The organism is Limnospira fusiformis SAG 85.79 (assembly GCF_012516315.1).
Classification (GTDB): Bacteria; Cyanobacteriota; Cyanobacteriia; order Cyanobacteriales; family Microcoleaceae; genus Limnospira; species Limnospira fusiformis.
On the sequence record NZ_CP051185.1, the window covers coordinates 41,567 to 63,548 of the forward strand.

A 21,982-nucleotide genomic window follows, 5' to 3' on the forward strand; every position below is an offset into this window, starting at 1 on the left:
CAAGAGGCAGGCGGACAACAGAGGAGACAGGCTAAGAGAGGGAGGGAGAAGAGGAGAGGCAGGGGGGAATCAATGATTAATGATTAATTAATTTTTCCGACCAGGGGAAACACCCCCTCTGCAAGTAACTGTTGACTATTGACGATTCTTAAAAACCAGTTTTTGGGAAGGTATATTGATGGATACCGAAAACCGTATAAGAAAGCCATTTTCTGAGAATCAATAAGATGTGACAGTTAGACATGAGTTGCCAATAGTTGATCTGCTTGTTTGGCAGTTTCAAAGAAATAGGCAACATTTTCCTCTGGGGTCTTCTGTAAAACTCCATGACCGAGGTTAAGAATATGACCTTGGTTTCCGGCTTTGCGGATAGTTTCCAAAATGCGATCGCGGATAGTTTCTTTAGATCCAAATAAAACACAAGGATCAATATTTCCTTGTACTCCCAAATGGTGACCGATGCGATTTCTAGCTTCAGCCATATCCACGGTCCAGTCAACGCTGATCAGATCAACTCCAGATTTACCCATTCTCTCTAAAATTCCGGCACTGCCGTTAATATAGAGAATCAGAGGGGTATCAGGATGTTTAGCTTTGACCTGTTTAACGACTTGCTGTTGATAGGGTAAAGCAAAAGTTTCAAAGTCCTGGGGGCTTAATTGACCCGCCCAAGAATCAAACATTTGCACAACCTGGGCCCCGGAGTCAATCTGGTAACAGGCGTAAGTGGCGATCGCAGAAGCCAGTTTACCCAAAAATTGGTGTAGCATGGCAGGTTCACTGAATGCCATACTTTTGATAATAGTGTAATCCTTAGAACTTTTGCCTTCGATGGCATAAGCTGCTAGGGTCCAAGGTGCGCCTACAAATCCTAACACGGCAGCTTTGTTGGCGACTTCGCGGCGCAGAGTTTGGAGAATTTCCCGAATAAATGGCAGGGAGGCTTCTGGTTCGATAGGATGTAGTTGGTCAATTTGAGACTGAGTGCGGATAGGCGGATCAATGATCGGACCTTTGCTTTCCACGATGTCGAAATCAATGCCTATACCGGGTAAGGGAGTCAGGATATCTGAAAATAGGATCACTCCGTCTGGCGCAAAGGCGCGGAAGGGTTGTAGGGAAATTTCCACGGCGATATCTGTTTTTTCAGAGCGATCGCGGAAGGAGGGATATTGTTCCCGCAGATCGCGATATGCTTTCATATAGCGACCCGCCTGCCGCATCATCCACACGGGGGGACGGTCTAAGACTTCACCACGCGCAGCGCGCAACAGATAAGGGGTTTGGGTCGAGTCGGTCATGGGTAATTAATGTTACTTACTAAGTCAAGGAATAATTGATTGAGCCATTTAGTAGCTTACCATTATGCGATCGTCTGGGGATATCTCTGGCATGAGGAGTTAGCCCAAGTTTGGTAAAGAATTGTAACGTTGATCTGCCATGGGCTACCACTAGGGTTTGTGGTGGTGGCGCTGGGGGATTTTTTGATGTTGACTCACCTGGTCTACTTCTGACTCGGACTTCCTCAGAGAGGGACTGGTCAAATTTTGGTTTCTAATAGGGTCGGAGACGGGTGAGAAATTTGGCATTTTTGCAGACGGGAAAATATGGCTAGGTTGAGTTTTTCATGACAACGGATAGCCGGATAGTTGGGGGACTGACTATCCCGACAAATGTTCGATTTTTTGATGAATGAATTAACAGAGGCAAAGGTTAAGGGGGTATCTGGGTCTAACTGCTGAAAATTTTGCCAGATTTGATGTTGTCTGGTTAAACTGAATTCCCCCTGGCTGGCTTGGTGCCAGGTTTGGTCAATTTGGCTCAATTCGTGACAGGGAAACTTGGCGATATCTTTGGGGGTGAGTTCCTGATTTTTTTTACCCATAATTAACAACATCATTCGATAGGTCTGACGTTCGGCTTTTTGCCAAGCACCAAAGCTGATTAAATTCCCTAGGCGATCGTAGTCGGGAGGGAGGGGGGCGATCTGAGAAGTTCTGGGATTTGTGAACATACCCATCCCTAAAGATAGGAGACTACAAATCAGGGTAAAAATAATCATTAAATATTCAGGTTTTGCCATGAATTATTTATCGGGTAGATACAACTCTTCTTAGCACTTTAATGGTGGCGATCGCCTCCTGTGCTACCTGGTCAATTTCGGCTTCTGTATTAAACCTTCCTATCCCAAATCTCAGGGAGGCATAAGCTAGATTTTCGGGGACTCCCAAGGCTTTTAAAACGTGGGAAGGTTCAATGCGGGTTGAGGTACAGGCGGAACCTGATGATACTGCCATTGTTGGCTGTAATGCTAATAGTAATGCTTGACCATCTACCCCGTCAATACTGACATTTAGGTTTCCGGGTAAGCGTTGGGTAGGATGACCATTCAGACGGATATTGTCGAGGGTTGACAGTTGATTCCAAAGGCGATCGCGTAATTTGGTTAACCGTTTGGCTTCGGTTGCCATTTCGCTTAAAGCTAGTTTTACTGCTGCACCAAATCCGACAATTTGAGGGGTGTAAAGGGTTCCTGAACGGATGCCCCTTTCTTGTCCGCCGCCGTGAATTTGCGGGGCGATTTTGACGCGGGGTTGGCGACGACGCACATACAGACAACCAATGCCTTTGGGTCCATAGATTTTGTGGGCAGTTAAGGACATTAAATCAATGTTCATTTCTTCGACATCTAATGGTATTTTACCCAAGGCTTGCGCCGCGTCTGTATGAAATAATATTTGGCGATCACGACAGATTTTCCCGATTTCTGCTAGGGGTTGCAATACCCCGATTTCGTTATTAGCAGCCATGACTGAAACTAGAATTGTATCGGGTCTCAAAGCCTCTTCTAGTTCGGTTAAATCAATTAAGCCATCGGGTTTAACGCCGAGTAAAGTTACCTCAAATCCTAGGCTTTGTAAGTAATCGTAGGGGTCGAGGACTGCATGGTGTTCTGTAGCCACAGTAATTAGATGACGACCCTGGCTAAAATAGGCTTCTGCTACTCCTTTAATGGCTAAATTATTGGCTTCGGTTGCGCCGCTGGTAAAAATTATTTCGGTGGGGGTAGCATTAATGGCATCAGCGATAATTTGTCGCGCTTGTTTGACGGCGGCTTCGGTTTCCCAACCATAGAGATGATTGACACTGGCGGGGTTGCCAAAGTGTTCGGTAAAGTAGGGAATCATCACTTCTAAAACGCGCTTATCTACCGGGGTAGTAGCATGACAATCAAGATAAATAGGACGTGCAGACATGGGTGATAACTTTGATTAATACTTGAGACTATTATTTAGAGTGAGTAGATAGCCATAGGTTTGGTAGCAAAAGGGGGAATGATGGGGAATAATATATTGATGAAATCCCCCAGGGGTCTATCTTTAAATGAATAATCAGAATACAAGGCTGTGGGTATGGTAGCCCAAAAATCAGATCTAGGGTATGTATACACAGAATTTATATCCATAGCGCCGAGATTATTATAATTTAAAATCGGTAATTTTCCTAAAATTATGGTAAATTCACGGTCAATAGATTATAATAGGTAATATCTAAGTTTTGAGAGTTGCGATTGCTGGCGATCGCCGTTTCGCCAAGCCTACCAACATGGCTATACTGGCTAAATTCAGATTACCCCAGAGCTAACTCGGAAGAAGTCCACCAAAGCGTTGATACCCCATTAAGGGATGTGGTGACTGAGCGCCAACATCAAACTTTTGAGAACTCCTATGGTCAAAATCAATTGAGCCTAGGAGAAACCGATGATTCTGGCGCGGTAGAGATTTGGGTTGAGGAAGACGAAGTAGCCGAACTAGCTAAAATGGAGGTAAGATCATAATTGTTCAATACATCGCACAACAGATCCGATAAATCATGACTACTTTAGCACTGACTCCAGAAAATGTGGAAACCGTCCTGGATGAACTACGTCCCTATTTGATGGCTGACGGTGGAAACGTGGAAGTTGTAGAACTTGACGGTCCTATTGTCCGGCTACGGCTTCAAGGAGCCTGCGGTTCCTGTCCCAGTTCGACGATGACGCTGAAAATGGGGATTGAACGCCGTCTGCGGGAAAGAATCCCGGAAATTGCGGAAGTTGAATCAGTTATGTAATAACTGTCACTGTTAGTTTCAGGTTATGGGGGTTCTCATCAATAGCGGTGGTGGAACCCCCTAATTAGCCAGAGGGTGGCGGTTAATTGTCCAGAGGCAGTTTTTTGGGCAGAATTTACCCTATAATTTATAGGTGAGGAACGATAATAACTAAATGGGTATCGGGGAATTTCTCAGGAAAATGGGTAATTTACTCGGCTGTTTCTCCAGGAAGAGAGTTGAGTTTTGCTCTCGGAGTTGGGGGATAAACAGAGATTTCCTAAATCCATCTATCCTCAACAATTCCAACATTAAGTGCATCAATGCGTATTCTTCTGGTTGAGGACGATTTACACCTAGCAGATGCTCTGGTCGCCATGCTGACGAGCCAGAAATATCAGGTAGATCTCGTCAATGATGGACAGCAGGGATGGGAATATATCCAAAGCAGCAGTTATGATCTGGTTTTACTGGATATAGAACTACCATTGCTGGATGGTATTAGTTTATGTCACCAATTACGATCGCATAATTTCCAAGTTCCGATACTGCTATTAACGGCGCGCAATAATCAACAGGACAAAGTGAAAGGCTTAGACGCGGGAGCCGATGACTACATGGTGAAACCGTTAGATATTGCGGAATTATCGGCTCGTATCCGTGCTTTGCTGCGTCGTAGTAGCGAGGCGACATCATCAGTATTAACCTATGAAAAAATGGTTTTGGATACTAGCACCTGCGATGTTAGTTATAACGGAAAACCGCTGAAACTCACCCCGAAAGAATATGGGTTACTAGAACTATTGATGGGGAACCGTCAACGGACTTTCAGTATTGATAAAATCCTAGATAAGTTGTGGACTTTTGATGATCCGCCTTCTGCTAATACAGTCCGCGCTCATATTAAGGGATTACGACAAAAACTGAAAGCGGCTGGTGCTGGTGCTGAGTTTATCGAAACTGTCTATGGGTTAGGATATCGGCTAAATCAGAATTTGGAGAAACCCCATTCAGCGACAGCGAGGGTTAACTCAGAACCCAATGGCGATCGCCAATTCCAACTGAATCAATCGATCCAAAAAGTTTGGGAAAGATTTAGAGAGACCCTAGACGATCGCATAATCACGATTGAAAAAGCGATCGCCGCCGCCAATGATGGACAGATCAATCTGTTAATGCAACAACAGGCGCGACAGGAAGCGCACAAACTAGCGGGATCACTGGGAACCTTCGGACGGAGGGAAGGGTCAACTGTGGCTCGTGAAATTGAGTTGATCCTGCAACTTGACACCCCCCTAATTATTGAACACCTACCATCTCTGTCAATTCTGATTGGTCGCCTGCGTCAAATAGTCGAAACCGCGAGCCCCAACAATTGTACCTCTGACCAACAGCAAATCGATTCTCCCCGGCTACTAATCATTGATACCAACGAGCCATTTATCCAAAACCTAATTATAGAAGCGAGTCGTCATCAGATCCAAGCGGAAATTATCACGGAAGAAGCGACGATACGCAAAATATGCGATCGTACTCCCAGCGGTAGGGAAAAAAATATGCTTCAACTCCTCCCCTCTCCCCAAGTAGTGCTACTGAACTTTGATCGCTATCCTTTCCGTCAGCTATTAGTTGACCTGACCCAACAAAAGCCCCCCATACCGACGGTAGTATTTACGACCCAAGGAGATATCAGTAAGCGGGTAGAAGTAGTGCGGCTAGGTGGTAGTGCATTTTTAGAAAAACCTGTCACCATAGAAAGGGCGATCGCAGTAGTCAGGGATGTTTTCCGTCAGTATTATGCCATCAATACCAGGGTGATGATTGTCGATGATGACCCCCAAATGTTAGCAGCAATCCAAGGGTTACTGCAACCTTGGGGTATTCAAACCATAACCCTAGACGACCCTCGCCAATTTTGGAAAACCCTGGAATCAAGCCACCCTGACTTGTTAGTTTTAGATATAGAAATGCCGCATCTCAATGGCATTGAATTATGCCAAATTGTCCGCAATGATCCTCGTTGGCGAGGTCTCCCAGTTTTGTTTGTCACCGCCCAAACCGATCGCCAAATTCGCGAGCAAGTTTTTCAAGCCGGAGCCGATGATTATTTAACCAAACCTTTCACCGGATCGGAACTTGCTACTCGCATTGTTAATAGACTCAAAAGAACTCAGAACCTAGCCACCAGAACCGATTTTGCCTATCACTAAAACCGCTAGATATTCTAGCTATTGTATGACCTAATTCTACATAAAATAAAGTCATTTTATTTCATCTCATTTATATGCTCCATGAGGTTTTTAAAATCCAATGGCGAGAAAAAAAACTCCGAAAAAAACGAAACTCATCCAGTCACTCAAAGCAGCCAATCGACAACTCAAGCAAGAAATTGCCGATCGCCTGCGGGTTGAGGAAGCATTACGAGCCAGTTCCGAACTATTGCAAACGCTAATTAATGCTATTCCCGATCTGGTTTGTTTTAAAGATAGCCAAGGGAGATGGCTAGAGGCAAATCAAGCAGTTTTAGACCTGTTGCAATTAAATAAGATTGATTATCGTGGTAAAACTGATGCCGAAATTTTTGATATAATTAAACACGTGAATGCTTTATCTTGTTATCAAGAAATACTTTTAGATTCTCAGTGCAAAGACGAAAAAGCTTGGCAGTTACAGAAAGTCTATCAAGAAGAAGAAAAAATCCGTCAAAATGATGGCATTCTGAGAATTTATGATGTGATGAAAGTGCCACTTTTTACAGCCACGGGAGTCCGGAAAGGGTTAGTAATTTTGGGTCGAGATATTACCGCAAAAAAACAGGCAGAAGCCGATTATATTCGTTTAGCATCGATGGTAGAATCTTCGGAAGATGCGATTATTGGTAATACCTTAGATGGTATAATTATCAGTTGGAATGAAGGAGCCAAGCAAATCTATGGCTATAGTGCTTCCCAAGCCATTGGCTCTCCGATTTCGATGTTAGCTTTACCAGAAAGACCCAATGAAATGCCTCGCATTTTAACTAGCATTACAGCGGAAGGCGGTATTGATCATTATGAAACCATCCACGTCCGCCAAGATGGTGCAAATATTGATGTTTCTCTAACGATTTCCCCTATTAAAGATGCTTTAGGTCAAATTACAGGCATTTCCATGATTGCCAGGGATATTAGTTATCGTAAAAGAATTGAGTGTACCCTGGAGCAACTGCGCCACCAAAATGAGTTAATTCTTGATTCGGCGGGGGAAGGAATTTGTGGTCTCAACCAAGATGGTAAAATCACCTTTATTAATCCGGCTGGGGCGCGCATGACTGGATATGATATTAGAGAACTAATCATGAGCGATTTACGGCAGATTACTAAAGGCCATTGTCGTTCCCAGACCCCAGGGGAACCCCACCCAGATAGCCTCCAGCCCTCGCCAATTTTTGCTACCCTAGAAGATGGGAAGGTTCGCCATGTTATAGATGGGGTATTCTGGCGCAAGGACGGGACAATTTTACCCGTGGAGTATGTCAGTACCCCCATGCGACAAGAAGGGGCGATTATTGGCGCTGTGATCACATTTAAGGATATTACGGAAAGGCAAGCGATGGAAAAGATGAAGGATGAGTTTATTTCTGTCGTTAGCCATGAACTGCGTACTCCCCTGACTTCTATTCGTGGTTCTTTGGGGCTATTATCTAGCGGCTTATTAGCCTCTAGTCCGGAAAAAAGCCAACGGATGTTAGATATCGCAATGTTTAATTGCGATCGCCTCATGCGTTTAGTTAACGATATCCTTGACCTGGAGAGAATGCACTCGGGTCAGCTTCCCATGCACAAAGATTGGGTCAATCTGGCGGATTTGATGATACAAGCTGCTGATGAAATGTTACCTGTGGCGGAGAAAGCAGGGGTGGATCTCTGTGTGATTCCTCTGGAATTTAAAGTGATGGTTGATCGTGATCGGATTATTCAGATGCTCACCAATTTGTTGAGTAATTCCATTCGCTTTTCTGGCGCTAACAAGCGGATTGATTTTACCGCTAAACCACAGGAAAATGATGTTTTGATTTCGGTACGCGATCGCGGTCGTGGTATTCCACCAGATAAAATTGAGACTATCTTTGGTCGTTTTCAACAGGTGGATGCGTCGGACTCTCGACAAAATGGGGGGACTGGATTGGGACTGGCTATCTGTCGCAGCATTGTCCAACAGCATGGCGGTAAAATTTGGGCGGAAAGTATTTTTGGCGCTGGAAGTACATTTTTTGTCAGCCTACCCATTAACCCCTAAATTGATGCAAAGCAGCATCAAAATCAGAAATAGTAAAGGAAAACAGATGACAACTAAGCGAATTCTATTAATTGATGATGAGGATGACATCCGAGAAATTGCCCAACTGAGTTTGGAAATGATCGGTGGATGGAATGTAATTACTGCCTGTTGTGGCATGGAAGGGATAGAAACAGCCGAAAACGAACACCCAGACGCGATTATGCTTGATGTCATGATGCCGGAGTTAGATGGTTTTGCTACTTTTCAAAAACTACAAGCGAATCAGCAAACGAAAGATATTCCTGTGATTTTGCTGACGGCGAAAATTCAATCTAGCGATCGCCAAAAGTTTGATAGTCTCGGTGTCAGTGGTGTAATTGCTAAACCCTTTGAACCTCTTTCTTTGGCTGAAGAGGTTGCCCAAATTCTGGGCTGGACTTAACCCTATTTCCCTCCTACCTGGTATGGGCAAAAATTTTTTTGCCCCCACCATATTTTCACCACCATATTAACTTACTGTAAATTTGATCTGAGTGATAGTACAATAGTAATTGTGGTTCAATAACGCCATCATATCATTGATGAACCTGGCGATATTAATCACCCCAATTGAATAGTTTTATTACCATCAATGCACTTGCCAACCCTGGTTTTGACTACCGCGTTGAACTTTACCGCTAACGGTGTATTCTTAATTGCTTTTTTTAAGGTTAGGAATCACGATTTTCTCAAATGGATGGCTTATGGATGTTTTTCATTCGCTTTGGGATGTCTGTTATTGTTTTTGAGGTTTAGCTATGGAATTAATGTATATACACTGCCATTATCTAATATATTTCTAGCCTTAATGCCCATTTTGCTAACCCATTCTATTTTCATTTTTTTAGACAAATCTATCAATCGTAAAATCCACAAATTATATCTAATTATTGCGCTCAGTGTACTTGTTTTTAGCCTGATTTTTCTCATATCGATTATGCACCATAAGTGGATACCTGGAATCTACACATCAGCCCTAAATGCAATTCTTTACCTGATTCCAGGATTAATTGTCCTCCGAGAACCGGTGCGTAGAAATACAATTATTAGGATCATGCTTTGGCTTGATCTGATGCTGTTTATAGTTCTGATTGCCAGAACATTAATCCTCCTAAATTTCTGCCTTTCTCCGAGTACCGATGATACAATAAGCAACTTTCACATGATGGGTTTACTGCTGTTTCTGACCATCCCCTGCGTCAATGCCCAGACCCTCTGCTTTCCGGTACTCGACTTCATGGAAACCTATAGGGAGCTACTGGTAGCCAACAAAAAACTTGAGAAGTTAGCAACCGTTGACGAATTGACCGGGCTATTAAATCGCCGCTTTTTAAATTCTAGGCTAGAACAAGAGATAGCCTACCACCAGCAAATGGGCTTCCCACTCTCTATAATGTTGATAGACATAGATCATTTTAAAAAAATCAATGATCAGTTCGGACATTTAGCTGGTGATTATGTCCTCCAAAAAGTCGCGAAACTCACAAATAAATTTTTGAGAGTCAATGATTTAGCGTTCCGATATGGTGGGGAAGAATTTATGGTTTTGTTACCCAGAAGCGAAATTTCACAAGCCCTAGACATGGCAGAGCGTCTGCGGGTGAGTATTTCCCAACTGTACTTTAACCATCCTGATATCCCATCTGATTTTCAGATAACGGCTTCTTTTGGTATCTCAGAATTGACCAAAGATGTGCGATGCTTAGATGATTTATTGAAGCAAGCAGACCTCGCACTCTATCAAGCGAAGTCTCAAGGTCGCAACCAAGTTTGTATGGGATAACCCGACTTTTATTTTACCCGGTTGGGATTAAAATACAGGGCGTTGAGGTTGGCTGATAGTTATGAGTTGGCAGGTGGGTGATTGGTTGCACCGGGGAGAATATCGAGGCGATCGCTCATTTATGAAACCTTCGACCTCGTTGGTCAAGTCATGGGAGTACCCGATCGCACTACCGGATTAAAAGACTATAATTTAAGGGCGAAAGCCATTGACCAGTTAATTGGATTGTCATACCCTAAACAAAGGGGAATTGTGATCAAATAATATTAAGGTTTACGCGCCATGAAGTTCGGCTCACATTTACTAGAGAAGGCTGCCTACCTGAGCAGTGTCCTTGTCGCCTCCAGCTTGATGCTAATGGAGCCAGGTCAAGCACAAGCCGGCCGAAACTATCGGGGCCGTTGCAGTTTTTATGGTCAGAACCAACCCCAAGCACAGTCAATTGGTTGCTCCATTGAACAAAGTTCTCGGAGAATTGTGATCCGTTGGGATGATGGTTATACCACAAACCTAGAGTACGACTCGAATTCCCGTCAATGGCGATCGATACCCTCACAGTCGAGAAGTACGGTTCGCTTTTATTCAGAAACAGGGGATGTAGCTCAAGTGGAAATTCATGGAGGCCCTGGCCAGGGATTGATTGTGATTAGTCGTTAATCAGCTTGTGCGACACTAGAGCAAACATTCTGAATTATCCGCCCCCAAAACCATGATCATATTTATAGCCTGAGTGTTGTTAATAGCAACCCTAAGTCGCTAATTATCAGTCAAAAGCACAGATTTATCATCGCTGCTCAATATATGGTTTGATTACTGACCAATTAAGAACTTTGTCCCGCCGCACGCCGAGCCAGAGATAAAACGCGAGGGCGCGCCCTACCTATCAGTCCAAAGTTTAACCCATAACGGAAGATTTCCGGCATATAATAATCATCTTTTTCCTGAATGACTACGCCATTATCTAATAAGGTTTTAATTTCCTCAGTCGATAACTGAGCAGCTTCGCGGCTAAAAGGAATTTTGCGGTTAGCGTCTGCCAATTTCTGTAATTTCGCAAAAATCTTTTTTAAGGCAGTATTTTCGGTCTGAATTTCTTTTATTTTCTCCTTGCTACATTCCGGTAAAGCATCCCGAATTGCTTTAGGAATCAGGATTCGATCCTGCCACCGAGTATCATTCATAGATTTATCGGCGGCTATCTTTAAAAATCTGACCAAATCTCGCGATTGAATTTGACCGTTGAAATCAGAAAGAGCAGCCAGGACAAATTGCACAGAACGAGCTTCTTTAGATTTTTCACTACCCAATTTTTTACCCCACAGTGGGACTAAAGTATCGGTGATTTCCTCCTCGCTCATATTTGGCAATTTGTCAAGATTAATGTTAAAATCTGGAAGGGCTTTTTTGGTAACCCAAACCACTAATCTAAGTGCTTCTTGCCGATTCCATTTTAAGGCATAAGGCTGATAACGAGCCATCATCTGAGCGGCATTTTGACGCACCGCCGCCAAGACAATATCTCGCCGGACAAAAATAATTATTCCCAAAGGACGACCGGGCTGTTGCGCCAACCATTCCGGTACTTCTTGCAGTAAAGCGCGTAGAGCTTTTTGTTGATTTTCATCATTATCAAAGTTTTGAAATAAGTCTTCTAGCCCATCAATGACGACAATAAGCTGCTGTTTGTTTTTAAATAAATGGTCGGTTAATTTTCGACCCGCCCCGGCTTCCTCCGGTTTAAATCCCACCCCCCAAGCTATGACATCTAGCCAACATTCCCGCCACTGACCTTCATGGAGGTTTCCCGTCTGATTTTGTCTTATATAATCCCGAATATCGTTAGAGGATTTAGGATGAGAAAACATTAATATTTTGGCAGTTTCTCTTTGCACATTTTCGACTATTTTTTTGGCATTATCCTCTAAATTGTTTGATGATAATATGGGAGCTATCAAGGCATTATTTGTGACTGTTTCCCCAGTTTCCTGGACAAATTTTTCCCAATTTTGACGGCGAACAATTTGCATAAATGTATAAGTTTTTCCTGAACCTTTAGCGCCCACTACGACTGTAATAGGGAGTTGTCGTCGATGGTCTGAAGCCAATTGCTTTAAAGGAATCGTTGCCCAAAAATTATCGATTTGTGCTGTCTCAGCATAAACCAATTTTTCCGCCAATTCTTTAATCTGTTGTCGTTGATATTTTAAACTTAAACTAGGAAGACTTTCTGGGATTGATGCACCACTTGGACTAGGCAACCAATCTAGCAGTGGACTAACTGCATCTACAATACCCGATCGCTCTAGCTTACTCATCACCTCTTCCCAAGTAGGAGGTAAAACCAGCAAACTATCAGCAAAGGGGGTAATTACTCTGAGAATATCCCCATTGTCTTCGATAAATGTTTTGGCGGCTTCCAGCAATTGTTGTTCAGGTTCAATCACCCAATCGGTGAATTTTTTATCTTCAGGAACTTGGCTGAAAATTAAGGCGGGGAATGGGTCTTCTTCTCTGGTGGAAGGCGATCGCTCTCCAATCAGTTCTAAAACTCTCGCCGTTCCGGCGATCGATTGTCCGCTCAGGGTAGTAACAAATATCCGATAAACTCGCGGATCTAAAATTAAACCTGTCGCTAATTCTGAGAGTCCAGCCCGCAAGTCTACCAAGACCACATCGACTCCCAGATATTTCCCGAGACGGGCTAAGATATCGGTCAATATAAAAGCATTTTTAGAACCTTGGATCAGATGTTCTGGTCGAATTTCTAAAGAGGTAAATCCTGAAGTAGAGCGAAATGATGGCAGAATAAATATCCCATCAATTAAGGCATTTTGTAGGCGATCGCTCACTAATTGAATGGCGGTTTCATAATGGGGAGATTCATCACCATGAACCAATGCTAACAAGTCCGCAAAAGAAACGGGAGGATAGGGCAATCTTCGCTCAAATAACCAACTAATTCCCGGAGCTTCTAAGTCCCCATCAACTAACAGAACCGTTTGTTTTTTAGCAGTTAAAGCCTTGGCTAAGGCGATCGCATGAGTAGTCCTTCCCACTCCACCTTTAAAAGAATGAAACGCCACCACTGGGGGAAAATCTGATGGCATAATAGCCGGAGGTTCGACATTCTCACTAGGAGGAAAAAGCACTCCAGGTCTGGATAAACTCGGAGTCAGTCTAGGAGTTGGGGGGTCTTCCTCGGTTTCTTCCCAACAAATCGGCAAAATCCGTTGATTTTCATCAACACTCTCTAAGATAATATAATTATTTCGGAAGCGAGGGTCGTAGATTTCACTCAGCCAATCGTGGGCTTCTGCTTGAGTTCCCGGACGAATTCCCATGGTTAACCCGTCCCAGTAGGTTCGCGCCCAAACCAACCCGTTTGGCCATTCATTTTGCTTTTGTTTCCGCAGCAAAACTTCTTCTACATCAACCCAAGTATAAAGACGAATATCTGAGGGAATCATCGGTTTATGTTCTCCTTAATCCATTGGCTAATACTGTTTAACCACTCAACTAAAACTTTTTCATCTTCAGGCTTAATCTTAATACCATATCGCCAAACTTGATGAGCTTTTTCTATGTTTAAAGTTGAACCACCTTTGGCTAGATGAAAATTAGGAGTTTGGCTAATTGTGCTGGCGGAAATTTTCAGTTCCTTGACCCATCTATCTAGGTTATGACCAGATTCAGATAAGAGGGTTGGATCGGGAATCTGTGCTGTGGTTCGCAACTGGTTTCGTTTGAGAAAAATGCTCTTTAGCCCACATTCAACCGCATAGAATAGGAGTAAATAAGCCGAAATATGTTTAATTTGTTCAGCCGATTGAAAATGAGTATGAAAGGCTTGCCGTAAGTCGCTCACCCCGACCTGAATTTTTTGAGAACCCTGCATTTTGACTATCTTTGTTTTCAGAGGGGATAAGTAGGCGATCGCCTTTGGTTCTTTGGCTATAGCGATCACGACTGTATTTGAGAATTTTAGCTGATACATTTACGCGACATTTATCCGGCTATTGCCTGACAATGCGACGATAGCACTATTACCCGTTAAGGTAACAGAGGCGGTATCCCGCAAAGCTTTTAGAAAGATTCCAAAAGCACCGTTCCAGTCCCTGGGTAGAGTGAACCCGCACTCAGGACATCGGAACACTTTTGAGCCACCTAGCTGGGAATGCACATGACCACAGTGAGTACAGGTTTTGCTGGTGTATTCTTCCGTCACATCTACAACTGTGGTTCCAGTTATCTCGGCTTGATGTCTCAGGGTTAGTTTGAATCGATAATGCGCCCATGTCAGCATGGCGCGGGCAGTCTTGGATTTGATTTTCCGCTTGGCTTTGGCAACCATGTTGGAAGTCTCGAAGGTCGGCAGAAAAATTATGCTGTAGTTGTGAGTCAAGTAGTGAGCAATTTGTTTGTGGGCTTCATCAACTAGATTGCGGATTTTGGTTCTCATTCGTTGAGCCGCTTGCCTCATCCGTCGCCTTCTTGAACGACAGGGTTCCTTGGCGATTCGGCTCATCAAATCATCCAAATGTTGACATAGCCTAGTAATGCCTCCAATATCCCCGGAGCCCAATTCCAGAAATCGTGAACCATCAAACCCGGTTATGAAAGTTCGCACACCCGGGTCTAATGCAATTACGCCATTCGCTTCAGTTGGGGTAACGGCAACTGGTTCAGGGAAAATCGCCAACCATCGACCTTTGGTAAACACCAACTGAGTCCCTTGCCCGCAAGTTTTAGGGATGGGTTCGGAAACCATGAAAGTTAATCCTTTCGTTAGTCTTGGATACCAACTCCCTGAAGAGAAATTAGTATTATTGAACTTAATCCCTTGAGAGCTGTCACGACAACTTCTAAACCTGGCATCAGGACTGGCGCTCAAAGCCTGATAGGCATCAAAGATGGCATTTTGCCGAATGTGGCAGGGTGTTTCTTTGACCCATTCGGGTAAGTCACTCTGCATCACTTTATTGCGTAACTTTAACTTGCTTAGTCGTTTACCACTCCTAGATAATGCAATTGCTTGGTTGTAGCAATACCTACAAGCAGCCAGCCATTTACGCCAGACTTGATTTAGCTCGGGGCTGGGGTAAATCCGGATCTTCTTTGACCTGAGTTTTGTATTTACTCCGTCCGTATAATCTGGAGCTAAAGCAGTGGAGGATGGCGAGGATGTCCTCAACCATTTCTGGTTCTGGACTGAGACTTGTCTGGTTGAGAACCATGAGTGAGCACCTGTTTTGCTCACAGAGCCATCGAAACAAGTCAAATCCCCATATTGCCAATCGGTCTGGGTGGGCAACGACAACCATGCGGACATCTCCTGACAAATGATGTCCCAGTCAGGCCAGCATTTTCTTTCCCTTGAAGTTGAGCCCGCCTCCGATTTCTGAGACGACTTCTGCTTCGGGGTAGAGGTTGGACAGTGCGGCCACCTGTCGGTTGAGGTCGGACTGCTGGGCGCGGCTACTAACTCTGGCATAGATAACGACTTTGCGTTTGTCACTGCCTGATTTGGCAGCAGTATATGACTCAACGTTGTACCGTCGTTGCCCAGCGGGGGTTCTGATGGTCTCGATTGAGCCATTTTTGTCCCATCTGCGGAGTGTTCTTTCATGGACTCCAAGGATTTGAGCCACTTCCTTGGGTTTGACATATCTGGCAATAGGTTTATCCTCAACTCTTCTCGCTTCTTATACCATATTGCCCTAAAATATTAACCTAATTTGAGATTAAATCATGCTCTCTAGGATTTGATCAAACCTTGGGAGGCGATCGCCTTAACGCAATACTTGTCCCTCAACCCAATACTTGCCCATTGCTCAGGCGATCTAGTAAAATGATAATCGTTCTCACGATGGGGTTAATATGCTCAGTCAAATCAACCGTCCCACCTCTGAGGAAAACCATTCCCAAAGAGATGGAGAAAAGCTGCGGCGAATTCGCCACACCTGCGCTCACATCCTAGCAATGGCGGTACAAAAACTATTTCCCGAAACCAAAGTCGCCATTGGTCCCACCACCGACACGGGGTTTTACTATGACTTTGACCGGAAAGAACCGTTCACCCCGGAAGACTTGGGGCAAATAACTAAGGAGATGAAACGCATCATCAAAGGTAACTTGCCAGTAATTAGGGAAGAAGTCAACCGAGAACAAATTAGGGCAGAAATAGAGAAATTAAATGAACCATTAAAGTTAGAAATTCTGGATAGTATTCCCGAAACAGAAACCATTACTCGCTATTTTATCGGTAGCCCAGATATGGGGCGGACGAATCATCCCGAAGTCGAACCGTCTCTGATTTCACCGGTGGTTATTCCCACCCAGGAATTTTGGTGGGATTTATGTGCAGGACCTCACCTGAACTCTACGGGCGAAATTAATCCAGATGCTTTGGCGTTAGAAAGTGTAGCCGGAGCTTACTGGCGAGGAGATGAAACCCTACCGCAACTACAACGAATTTATGGGACGGCTTGGGAAACTCCAGAAGAACTAGAATATTATCAGCAGCAGAAAGAGGAAGCGAAAAAACGCGACCACCGCAAGTTAGGACAGGAGTTAGATTTATTTAGCATCCAAGAAGATGCCGGAGGCGGTTTAGTCTTTTGGCATCCTAAAGGCTCAAGAATGCGGCTATTAATTGAGGACTATTGGCGACAAGCTCATCTGCAAGATGGTTATGAGTTGTTGTACAGTCCCCACATTGCTAATTTGGAACTGTGGAAAACTTCCGGTCACTATGATTTTTACCGAGAAAATATGTTTGACCAGATAGAGATTGAGAACCAATCCTATCAATTAAAGCCGATGAATTGCCCCTTTCATGTATTAACTTATCAAAGTCATTTGCACTCTTATCGAGAGTTGCCAATTCGCTGGGCAGAGTTAGGCACTGTGTATCGGTATGAACGCTCTGGGGTATTACATGGATTGATGCGAGTGCGGGGGTTTACTCAAGATGATGCCCATATTTTTTGTTTGCCTGAACAGGTGGCAGATGAAATTTTGGGAGTGTTAAATTTGACGGAAAAGATTTTATCGGATTTTGGCTTTAGTAAATATGAGGTGAATCTTTCTACTCGTCCGAGTAAATCGGTGGGGAATGATGCGGTGTGGCAATTAGCAACGGATGCTTTGATTGCTGCTCTGAATACTAAAGGCTGGGATTATGTGACTGATGAGGGTGGCGGGGCTTTTTATGGACCTAAAATAGATATTAAAATTCAGGATGCGATCGGTCGATTGTGGCAATGTTCGACGATTCAAGTGGATTTTAATTTGCCGGAACGATTTAATATGGAATATGTGGCGACGGATGGTTCTCGGCAACGTCCGATTATGATTCATCGCGCGATTTTTGGCTCTTTGGAGCGGTTTTTTGGGATTTTAATTGAGAATTATGCGGGAGATTTTCCCCTGTGGTTGGCTCCGGTTCAGGTGAGAGTATTGGCGGTGAGCGATCGCTTTCGAGATTATGCTCAATCAATTGCCCAAAGTTTAAGACAGCAGAATATCCGCGCGGAAGTCGATAATACTGGGGAACGTTTAGGCAAACAAATTCGCAACTCTGAACTCGAGAAAATTCCGGTGACAGTGGTGATTGGTCAGCGGGAGTTAGATAATCAGTCTTTGAGTGTGAGAACTCGCTCCTCAGGAGATCTGGGAACGATGACTCTGCCCCAGTTGACGGAGGAAATATTGAAGGCGATCGCTGAAAAATCCCCAAGTTATTAATCTAATAGTTTGAGAGCATGATTTAATCTCAAATTAGGTTAACATTTTACGGCAATACGGTACAATACCAAGTATGGGTGCGAGACGTTTAGGAGTGAAATAGGGATGCAATGCCCGAAATAGCCTCCTAGTGGGACTTCCACCCCTTGGTGGAATATAAGGGATTCACATCCCTGACCATCCCATAACTGTTTATATGTCCCGACGCTTGGAGAAATCTGAGCAAGGCAGGGGACTCAAGGTCATAAACAAACTGAGAAATCAGGGAGTAGAGAGTAAAGGCGATAGCCACCCCCAGTTTCAGGATACACAACCTTGGGATTGAAGCGGGGAACGGAAGGCGTGAAGTAGAACCTACTACCAAATGCGACCACTGCCAACCATCCATGACTAGGGAAACCGAATGTCTGGCTTGAACCATCGTCATTATTGAGTAGCGTAATAGGTTGCCACGCTGCGCTCAAAAGAGCAAGGGGAAAAGTAGGGTTTTCCATACAACACCTACACAGACCTTTTTAAGTACCCCGGTGGAAAGGACAAGTCTAAAGATGGAATGCCCATATAAACGGAACGTTTAAACCCCTTTTTTTAGGCTCTCGGCAGGTACATCTTGTTGAGTAGTGAAAGTGTAATCGTATGCCTTTAAGGGGAAGGGATGTGACTGAAAGCCAATGCCTAATTGTAATGGTTAGGATATGCCCACTAGTCACGGTGTAGATATAGTTACTGCAATCAACAGGAGTTTAACGGCGAAAGCGAGTTTAAACACTACGATGTTGTATTTAGCTCCAAAAGTTGAAGTACAAAAGCAGGGGTTGGTAACCCTGTTCCCGTTGCCAAGGGGTATCTACATCAGGAGCCGTGTGATGCGAAAGTATCAAGCACGGTTTTGAATGGGAGTGGGGGAAGGCGACTTCCCTCTCGACCCCTACCTGCGAGACCTTCGGGTATGAAATAGAGCTGAAATGGGCGAAATAACTACCCGGTGAGGACTTCAACCCCTTGGTTGATTGGGTCGCATCCCTGGCCATCCCATAACACAGCCGGATTTTTTGGCCCACCTTCGAGACTTCCAATATGGTTGCCAAGGTGAAGCGTCTAATCAGGTCTAAGACTGCCCGCGCCATGCTGACATGGGCGCATTATCGATTCAAACTAACCCTGAGACATCAAGCGCGGAAATAACTGAACAGTTGTAGATGTGACCGAAGAATACACCAGCAAAACCTGTACTCACTGTGGTCATGTTCATTCCCAGCTAGGTGGCTCAAAAGTGTTCCGATGTCCTGAGTGCGGGTTCACTCTACCACGGGACTGGAACGGTGCTTTGGGAATCTTTCTAAAAGCTTTGCGGGATACCGCCTCTGTTACCTTAACGGGTAATAGTGCTATCGTCGCATTGTCCGGGAACAACCGGAAAAATGCCGCGTAAATGTATCAGTCAGGGGAATAGTCAGATACCTGGGGAGATTTCTTCAACAGGGAATTGGCGATGACAACCAAATTCTCTGTTGAGGTCAAAAACTGACTAGAAACCAATAATTTTATCGGCTGCTAAAATCAAACTAGGGATATCCTCGTTCTCCTTTGCTAATTGAGCGCCAGTCCGTAAATTAGCAGCGGTGATTCCGGCGGCTTCGGCACAAGCAGGACAAACCATTACCTTGCCTCCGGCGGCGACAAAATCATCATACATTTGGGCTAAAGTCATCGGACTACTACCCCAGCGCAAGTCTAAGGGTTGATTTCTAGAGGCAATTCTCACCCCCTCCAAAGTCAAAACCAGCGTCACCTGAGCGCCCCGTTTTTGGAGGTTTGTGCCTAATTTCAAAGCCATGAAAGCCGCATGAAGGTCATCAGTGCCATGAGTCAGGTGCATAATAATATTTTGCCCATCACCCCTGGTTTGGGATTGTCCGACTTGGGTCTGATGTTGAGCGGCGGCGGTGCGGGAAAGGTTGACCGACGGCTCTGCCAACACTCCTAAAAGGCTAAGTGCGGCGATCGCTAAACCCAGATGCGTTTTTCTCATAAAACCTTCCTAACAATGCCATGGGAGCAGTCCTAGAAGCCAGCCATATGCTGGCACTAGGAGTTGATCAGGATTTTAGCATAATTGGCGGCGGCTCCAATCAAGAGAACGGTGTTGACTTTTCCCCTTAATTAACATTTGAAGATAGAGACTTCAAATCTTGATTATTTTGGTAACGCTTCACTGGTTTGAGTCGATACAGCCATCTCCTCAACCGGTGCAGCAGCGCGAACAGCCCGAAACATCCCAAATCGGCACAAACCCGCCCCAAAGGCTAACCGCATTAACAGGAATGTGGGGACTTCTCGCAAGGATTTAATCAATCCCGTCACCCCAAAGCGGATAATCCCCTCTGGACGGATTATCCCCTGCCAAATGGAATCTAGCCAAGAGGGTAGAGTTTCGGCGGTCCAGTCTGCGGTGGTGACTTCACCAGATACCAACCCGGTCGCCGCGAGTTCTTCCGCAAAGCCTTCAATACTAGAGAAAGCCGGATGAGCCCATTGATCCAACAGTTGCCGCATGACTACCTTTTCCCAGGCGTTCAAGGGTTTTTGGCGCGAGTCTCGTTGATTCCAGTCCGCCACCACCAGCACCCCACCGGGTTTTAACACCCGCATCATCTCCCGCGCATATTGGGCTTTATCCGGCATATGGGGTCCGGCTTCAATAGACCAAACCACGTCAAAACTGGCATCGGGGAAAGATAATGCCAAGGCATCATCTACCTGAAACCGCGCATTGAGGTCGGTTGGGGTGAGTTCCTGGGCGCGTTTGACTTGCCCTGGAGAGATAGTAATACCTGTGACGGCAAAGCCATAATCTCGCGCTAGAATGCGACTACTGCCACCGATACCACAACCGACATCCAAAACTGTTGTGCCGGTCTGAAGGCGGTCTAATCCCCCCCAACGGACCATTTCATGCACAAAGTCTTCTTTAGCTTTCAGGAAGTCTTTGGGTTGTGGCGGTGAACCATAGTGACCGAGGTGGATATGTTCCCCCCAGTAAAATTCCAGGATGCCGTCATTAGTCCAATCATCATAGGAGTTGGCAACAGAATCGGCGGATTGATATTTGCGAGGGGAAAGCAGGTAAAGTGTTAATCCTACCACAATTGCTAATAACAGCAGACTAATGGTGATTAAAAAAAGGTTGAACATGGTATAATTGTGTTATAATCTAGGATGGCGTGAACTAAAGCCACTAGGTTTCTGGGTTAAGGTTGGCGCACTCGATAAATGCTATGACAATCTAAGCACGTTTGCCTCACTTTTGTAAATGACTCGATCGCATTAATTGGATTTGGTGAATTATTAACCATAGTTTTCAGGGTTTCAAGATTAGCTTGAAAGTTGGCAATCAGTCGAGAAAAGTCATCGGGTTCTGACCAAATTAATGGCTTGGCTCCCCAGCCCTCTGCGTCAGTCATAGCGGTTCCATGTGGGAAAACTTCGGGCATATATTCAGCTAGGGATAATAAGCTATTAATGTGGGTTAGAGTTTGATTAGCAAAAGGAGCCTCTTTTTCTAAAATCGCTTCCAGAGAACGATAATGGGCTGACAATGCTTTCATGTATTGGCGACGATAGGCGATCGCTAAATCCCTGTCTACGGCTGACAAAGAAGTATTTGGGCTGACATTGAGGGCATTATTGTTGGTTGTATCCGTCAAATAATGGGGATAAACTTTCATCAAAAACCCTCCGCCAATAACCAGTAATACAGCAATTACCAGAGTACAAATAAAGCGGATAAATTTAGTCATTAAGCTAGTCTGGAATGAGAAACTTATGGAGTTTTGTGGGCGGGGTAATAAATTATGGTTTTTCATGTCTTTGGGAGAGCGATCGCCAAATTACCAACCAACCATTTCGGAGTCGATTTATAACTTGAATTTTCCCCTTTTTAGGCGCTTTTTCAGCTTTACCCAGCGCCTCCTGTTTGACAAAAGGATGGACAGAAGCGGGAATTTTTCCAGAGCGATCCAGATAATATTTTAGCATCGTATTTATGCCATCATAAGTTGT

The 21,982-nt window shown here is 44.5% G+C and carries 20 protein-coding genes and 2 pseudogenes; 10 read left to right on the top strand and 12 right to left on the bottom strand.

Translation table 11 applies throughout. The annotated features are described in order from the left end of the window. Positions 1-236 precede the first annotated feature (236 nt). From hemE to HFV01_RS00230, 3 genes are all read right to left on the bottom strand, one after another. Positions 237-1,301, bottom strand: coding sequence for a uroporphyrinogen decarboxylase (gene hemE / locus HFV01_RS00220; RefSeq protein ID WP_006623080.1), 1,065 nt, complete (start codon positions 1,299-1,301; stop codon positions 237-239). A 239-nt stretch (positions 1,302-1,540) separates the two neighbouring features. Further along, positions 1,541-2,083: a GUN4 domain-containing protein gene (locus tag HFV01_RS00225; RefSeq protein WP_006623081.1), complete on the bottom strand. Its 543-nt coding sequence runs from the start codon at positions 2,081-2,083 to the stop codon at positions 1,541-1,543. A gap of 7 nt (positions 2,084-2,090) precedes the next feature. Continuing rightward, positions 2,091-3,257, bottom strand: coding sequence for an IscS subfamily cysteine desulfurase (locus HFV01_RS00230; RefSeq protein ID WP_046318660.1), 1,167 nt, complete (start codon positions 3,255-3,257; stop codon positions 2,091-2,093). Between the two features lie 308 nt (positions 3,258-3,565). On the opposite strand from HFV01_RS00230, the gene HFV01_RS00235 reads away from it, so the two are divergent. From HFV01_RS00235 to HFV01_RS00270, 8 genes are all read left to right on the top strand, one after another. Further along, entirely contained in the window at positions 3,566-3,838 is a 273-nt protein-coding gene (locus HFV01_RS00235) for a DUF3386 family protein (protein ID WP_039932235.1), read from the top strand. 35 nt (positions 3,839-3,873) lie between these two features. Continuing rightward, positions 3,874-4,113 carry a NifU family protein gene (locus HFV01_RS00240; RefSeq protein ID WP_006623085.1) on the top strand — a complete coding sequence of 80 codons (240 nt, stop codon included), beginning with the start codon at positions 3,874-3,876 and terminating at the stop codon, positions 4,111-4,113. Between the two features lie 302 nt (positions 4,114-4,415). Continuing rightward, complete coding sequence (locus HFV01_RS00245; protein WP_193520724.1) at positions 4,416-6,302, top strand: response regulator; 1,887 nt, start codon at positions 4,416-4,418, stop codon at positions 6,300-6,302. Between the two features lie 100 nt (positions 6,303-6,402). Next, positions 6,403-8,370 carry a PAS domain-containing sensor histidine kinase gene (locus HFV01_RS00250; RefSeq protein ID WP_006623088.1) on the top strand — a complete coding sequence of 656 codons (1,968 nt, stop codon included), beginning with the start codon at positions 6,403-6,405 and terminating at the stop codon, positions 8,368-8,370. Positions 8,371-8,416: 46 nt separating this feature from the next. Beyond that, positions 8,417-8,794 carry a response regulator gene (locus HFV01_RS00255; protein ID WP_006668345.1) on the top strand — a complete coding sequence of 126 codons (378 nt, stop codon included), beginning with the start codon at positions 8,417-8,419 and terminating at the stop codon, positions 8,792-8,794. A gap of 534 nt (positions 8,795-9,328) precedes the next feature. Next, positions 9,329-10,174, top strand: a complete 846-nt coding sequence (locus HFV01_RS00260; protein WP_231296485.1) for a GGDEF domain-containing protein — start codon at positions 9,329-9,331, stop codon at positions 10,172-10,174. Between the two features lie 81 nt (positions 10,175-10,255). Then, on the top strand, positions 10,256-10,438 hold the full coding sequence (locus tag HFV01_RS00265; RefSeq protein WP_111890852.1) for a hypothetical protein: 183 nt from the start codon (positions 10,256-10,258) through the stop codon (positions 10,436-10,438). 18 nt (positions 10,439-10,456) lie between these two features. Next, positions 10,457-10,831 carry a hypothetical protein gene (locus HFV01_RS00270; RefSeq protein WP_006623092.1) on the top strand — a complete coding sequence of 125 codons (375 nt, stop codon included), beginning with the start codon at positions 10,457-10,459 and terminating at the stop codon, positions 10,829-10,831. Positions 10,832-10,995: 164 nt separating this feature from the next. On the opposite strand, the gene HFV01_RS00275 is transcribed toward HFV01_RS00270, so the two are convergent. From HFV01_RS00275 to HFV01_RS31900, 4 genes and pseudogenes are all read right to left on the bottom strand, one after another. Further along, entirely contained in the window at positions 10,996-13,641 is a 2,646-nt protein-coding gene (locus HFV01_RS00275) for a MinD/ParA family ATP-binding protein (protein ID WP_006623093.1), read from the bottom strand. Continuing rightward, the gene (locus HFV01_RS00280; protein WP_006623094.1) at positions 13,638-14,168 is read right to left on the bottom strand and encodes a hypothetical protein; all 531 of its coding nucleotides are present in this window, start codon (positions 14,166-14,168) and stop codon (positions 13,638-13,640) included. The genes HFV01_RS00275 and HFV01_RS00280 overlap by 4 nt, the downstream gene beginning before the upstream one ends. Beyond that, positions 14,169-15,770, bottom strand: coding sequence for an RNA-guided endonuclease InsQ/TnpB family protein (locus tag HFV01_RS00285; protein WP_423241841.1), 1,602 nt, complete (start codon positions 15,768-15,770; stop codon positions 14,169-14,171). It lies immediately after the preceding gene. After that, positions 15,769-15,822: pseudogene (locus tag HFV01_RS31900) on the bottom strand (hypothetical protein); the annotation flags it as partial. The gene HFV01_RS00285 and the pseudogene HFV01_RS31900, both read right to left, overlap by 2 nt. A gap of 229 nt (positions 15,823-16,051) precedes the next feature. Here HFV01_RS31900 and thrS point away from each other — a divergent pair. Further along, positions 16,052-17,920, top strand: coding sequence for a threonine--tRNA ligase (gene thrS / locus HFV01_RS00295; RefSeq protein WP_193520725.1), 1,869 nt, complete (start codon positions 16,052-16,054; stop codon positions 17,918-17,920). 242 nt (positions 17,921-18,162) lie between these two features. On the opposite strand, the gene HFV01_RS00300 is transcribed toward thrS, so the two are convergent. Beyond that, positions 18,163-18,384, bottom strand: a complete 222-nt coding sequence (locus HFV01_RS00300) for a hypothetical protein (RefSeq protein WP_193520192.1) — start codon at positions 18,382-18,384, stop codon at positions 18,163-18,165. A 574-nt stretch (positions 18,385-18,958) separates the two neighbouring features. Between HFV01_RS00300 and HFV01_RS00305 the strand changes: the two are divergent. Then, positions 18,959-19,352: pseudogene (locus tag HFV01_RS00305) on the top strand (zinc ribbon domain-containing protein); the annotation flags it as partial. A gap of 96 nt (positions 19,353-19,448) precedes the next feature. On the opposite strand, the gene HFV01_RS00310 reads toward HFV01_RS00305, so the two are convergent. The 4 genes from HFV01_RS00310 to HFV01_RS00325 all read right to left on the bottom strand — a co-directional run bounded on the left by HFV01_RS00310 (position 19,449) and on the right by HFV01_RS00325 (position 21,958). Beyond that, on the bottom strand, positions 19,449-19,952 hold the full coding sequence (locus HFV01_RS00310) for a DsrE family protein (protein WP_006623099.1): 504 nt from the start codon (positions 19,950-19,952) through the stop codon (positions 19,449-19,451). A gap of 164 nt (positions 19,953-20,116) precedes the next feature. Further along, positions 20,117-21,115 carry a methyltransferase domain-containing protein gene (locus HFV01_RS00315; RefSeq protein ID WP_006623101.1) on the bottom strand — a complete coding sequence of 333 codons (999 nt, stop codon included), beginning with the start codon at positions 21,113-21,115 and terminating at the stop codon, positions 20,117-20,119. 56 nt (positions 21,116-21,171) lie between these two features. Continuing rightward, positions 21,172-21,720: a c-type cytochrome gene (locus HFV01_RS00320; RefSeq protein WP_228116418.1), complete on the bottom strand. Its 549-nt coding sequence runs from the start codon at positions 21,718-21,720 to the stop codon at positions 21,172-21,174. Positions 21,721-21,772: 52 nt separating this feature from the next. Then, positions 21,773-21,958: a hypothetical protein gene (locus HFV01_RS00325; protein ID WP_006668352.1), complete on the bottom strand. Its 186-nt coding sequence runs from the start codon at positions 21,956-21,958 to the stop codon at positions 21,773-21,775. Positions 21,959-21,982 lie beyond the last annotated feature (24 nt).

Coding starts and splice junctions, on each gene's coding strand:
- hemE (WP_006623080.1), bottom strand. CDS start 1,301: ATGACCGACTCGACCCAAACCCCTTATCTGTTGCGCGCTGCGCGTGGT.
- HFV01_RS00225 (WP_006623081.1), bottom strand. CDS start 2,083: ATGGCAAAACCTGAATATTTAATGATTATTTTTACCCTGATTTGTAGT.
- HFV01_RS00230 (WP_046318660.1), bottom strand. CDS start 3,257: ATGTCTGCACGTCCTATTTATCTTGATTGTCATGCTACTACCCCGGTA.
- HFV01_RS00240 (WP_006623085.1), top strand. CDS start 3,874: ATGACTACTTTAGCACTGACTCCAGAAAATGTGGAAACCGTCCTGGAT.
- HFV01_RS00245 (WP_193520724.1), top strand. CDS start 4,416: ATGCGTATTCTTCTGGTTGAGGACGATTTACACCTAGCAGATGCTCTG.
- HFV01_RS00250 (WP_006623088.1), top strand. CDS start 6,403: ATGGCGAGAAAAAAAACTCCGAAAAAAACGAAACTCATCCAGTCACTC.
- HFV01_RS00255 (WP_006668345.1), top strand. CDS start 8,417: ATGACAACTAAGCGAATTCTATTAATTGATGATGAGGATGACATCCGA.
- HFV01_RS00260 (WP_231296485.1), top strand. CDS start 9,329: ATGCACCATAAGTGGATACCTGGAATCTACACATCAGCCCTAAATGCA.
- HFV01_RS00270 (WP_006623092.1), top strand. CDS start 10,457: ATGAAGTTCGGCTCACATTTACTAGAGAAGGCTGCCTACCTGAGCAGT.
- HFV01_RS00275 (WP_006623093.1), bottom strand. CDS start 13,641: ATGATTCCCTCAGATATTCGTCTTTATACTTGGGTTGATGTAGAAGAA.
- HFV01_RS00280 (WP_006623094.1), bottom strand. CDS start 14,168: ATGTATCAGCTAAAATTCTCAAATACAGTCGTGATCGCTATAGCCAAA.
- HFV01_RS00285 (WP_423241841.1), bottom strand. CDS start 15,770: ATGGCTCAATCGAGACCATCAGAACCCCCGCTGGGCAACGACGGTACA.
- thrS (WP_193520725.1), top strand. CDS start 16,052: ATGCTCAGTCAAATCAACCGTCCCACCTCTGAGGAAAACCATTCCCAA.
- HFV01_RS00310 (WP_006623099.1), bottom strand. CDS start 19,952: ATGAGAAAAACGCATCTGGGTTTAGCGATCGCCGCACTTAGCCTTTTA.
- HFV01_RS00315 (WP_006623101.1), bottom strand. CDS start 21,115: ATGTTCAACCTTTTTTTAATCACCATTAGTCTGCTGTTATTAGCAATT.
- HFV01_RS00320 (WP_228116418.1), bottom strand. CDS start 21,720: ATGACTAAATTTATCCGCTTTATTTGTACTCTGGTAATTGCTGTATTA.
- HFV01_RS00325 (WP_006668352.1), bottom strand. CDS start 21,958: ATGCTAAAATATTATCTGGATCGCTCTGGAAAAATTCCCGCTTCTGTC.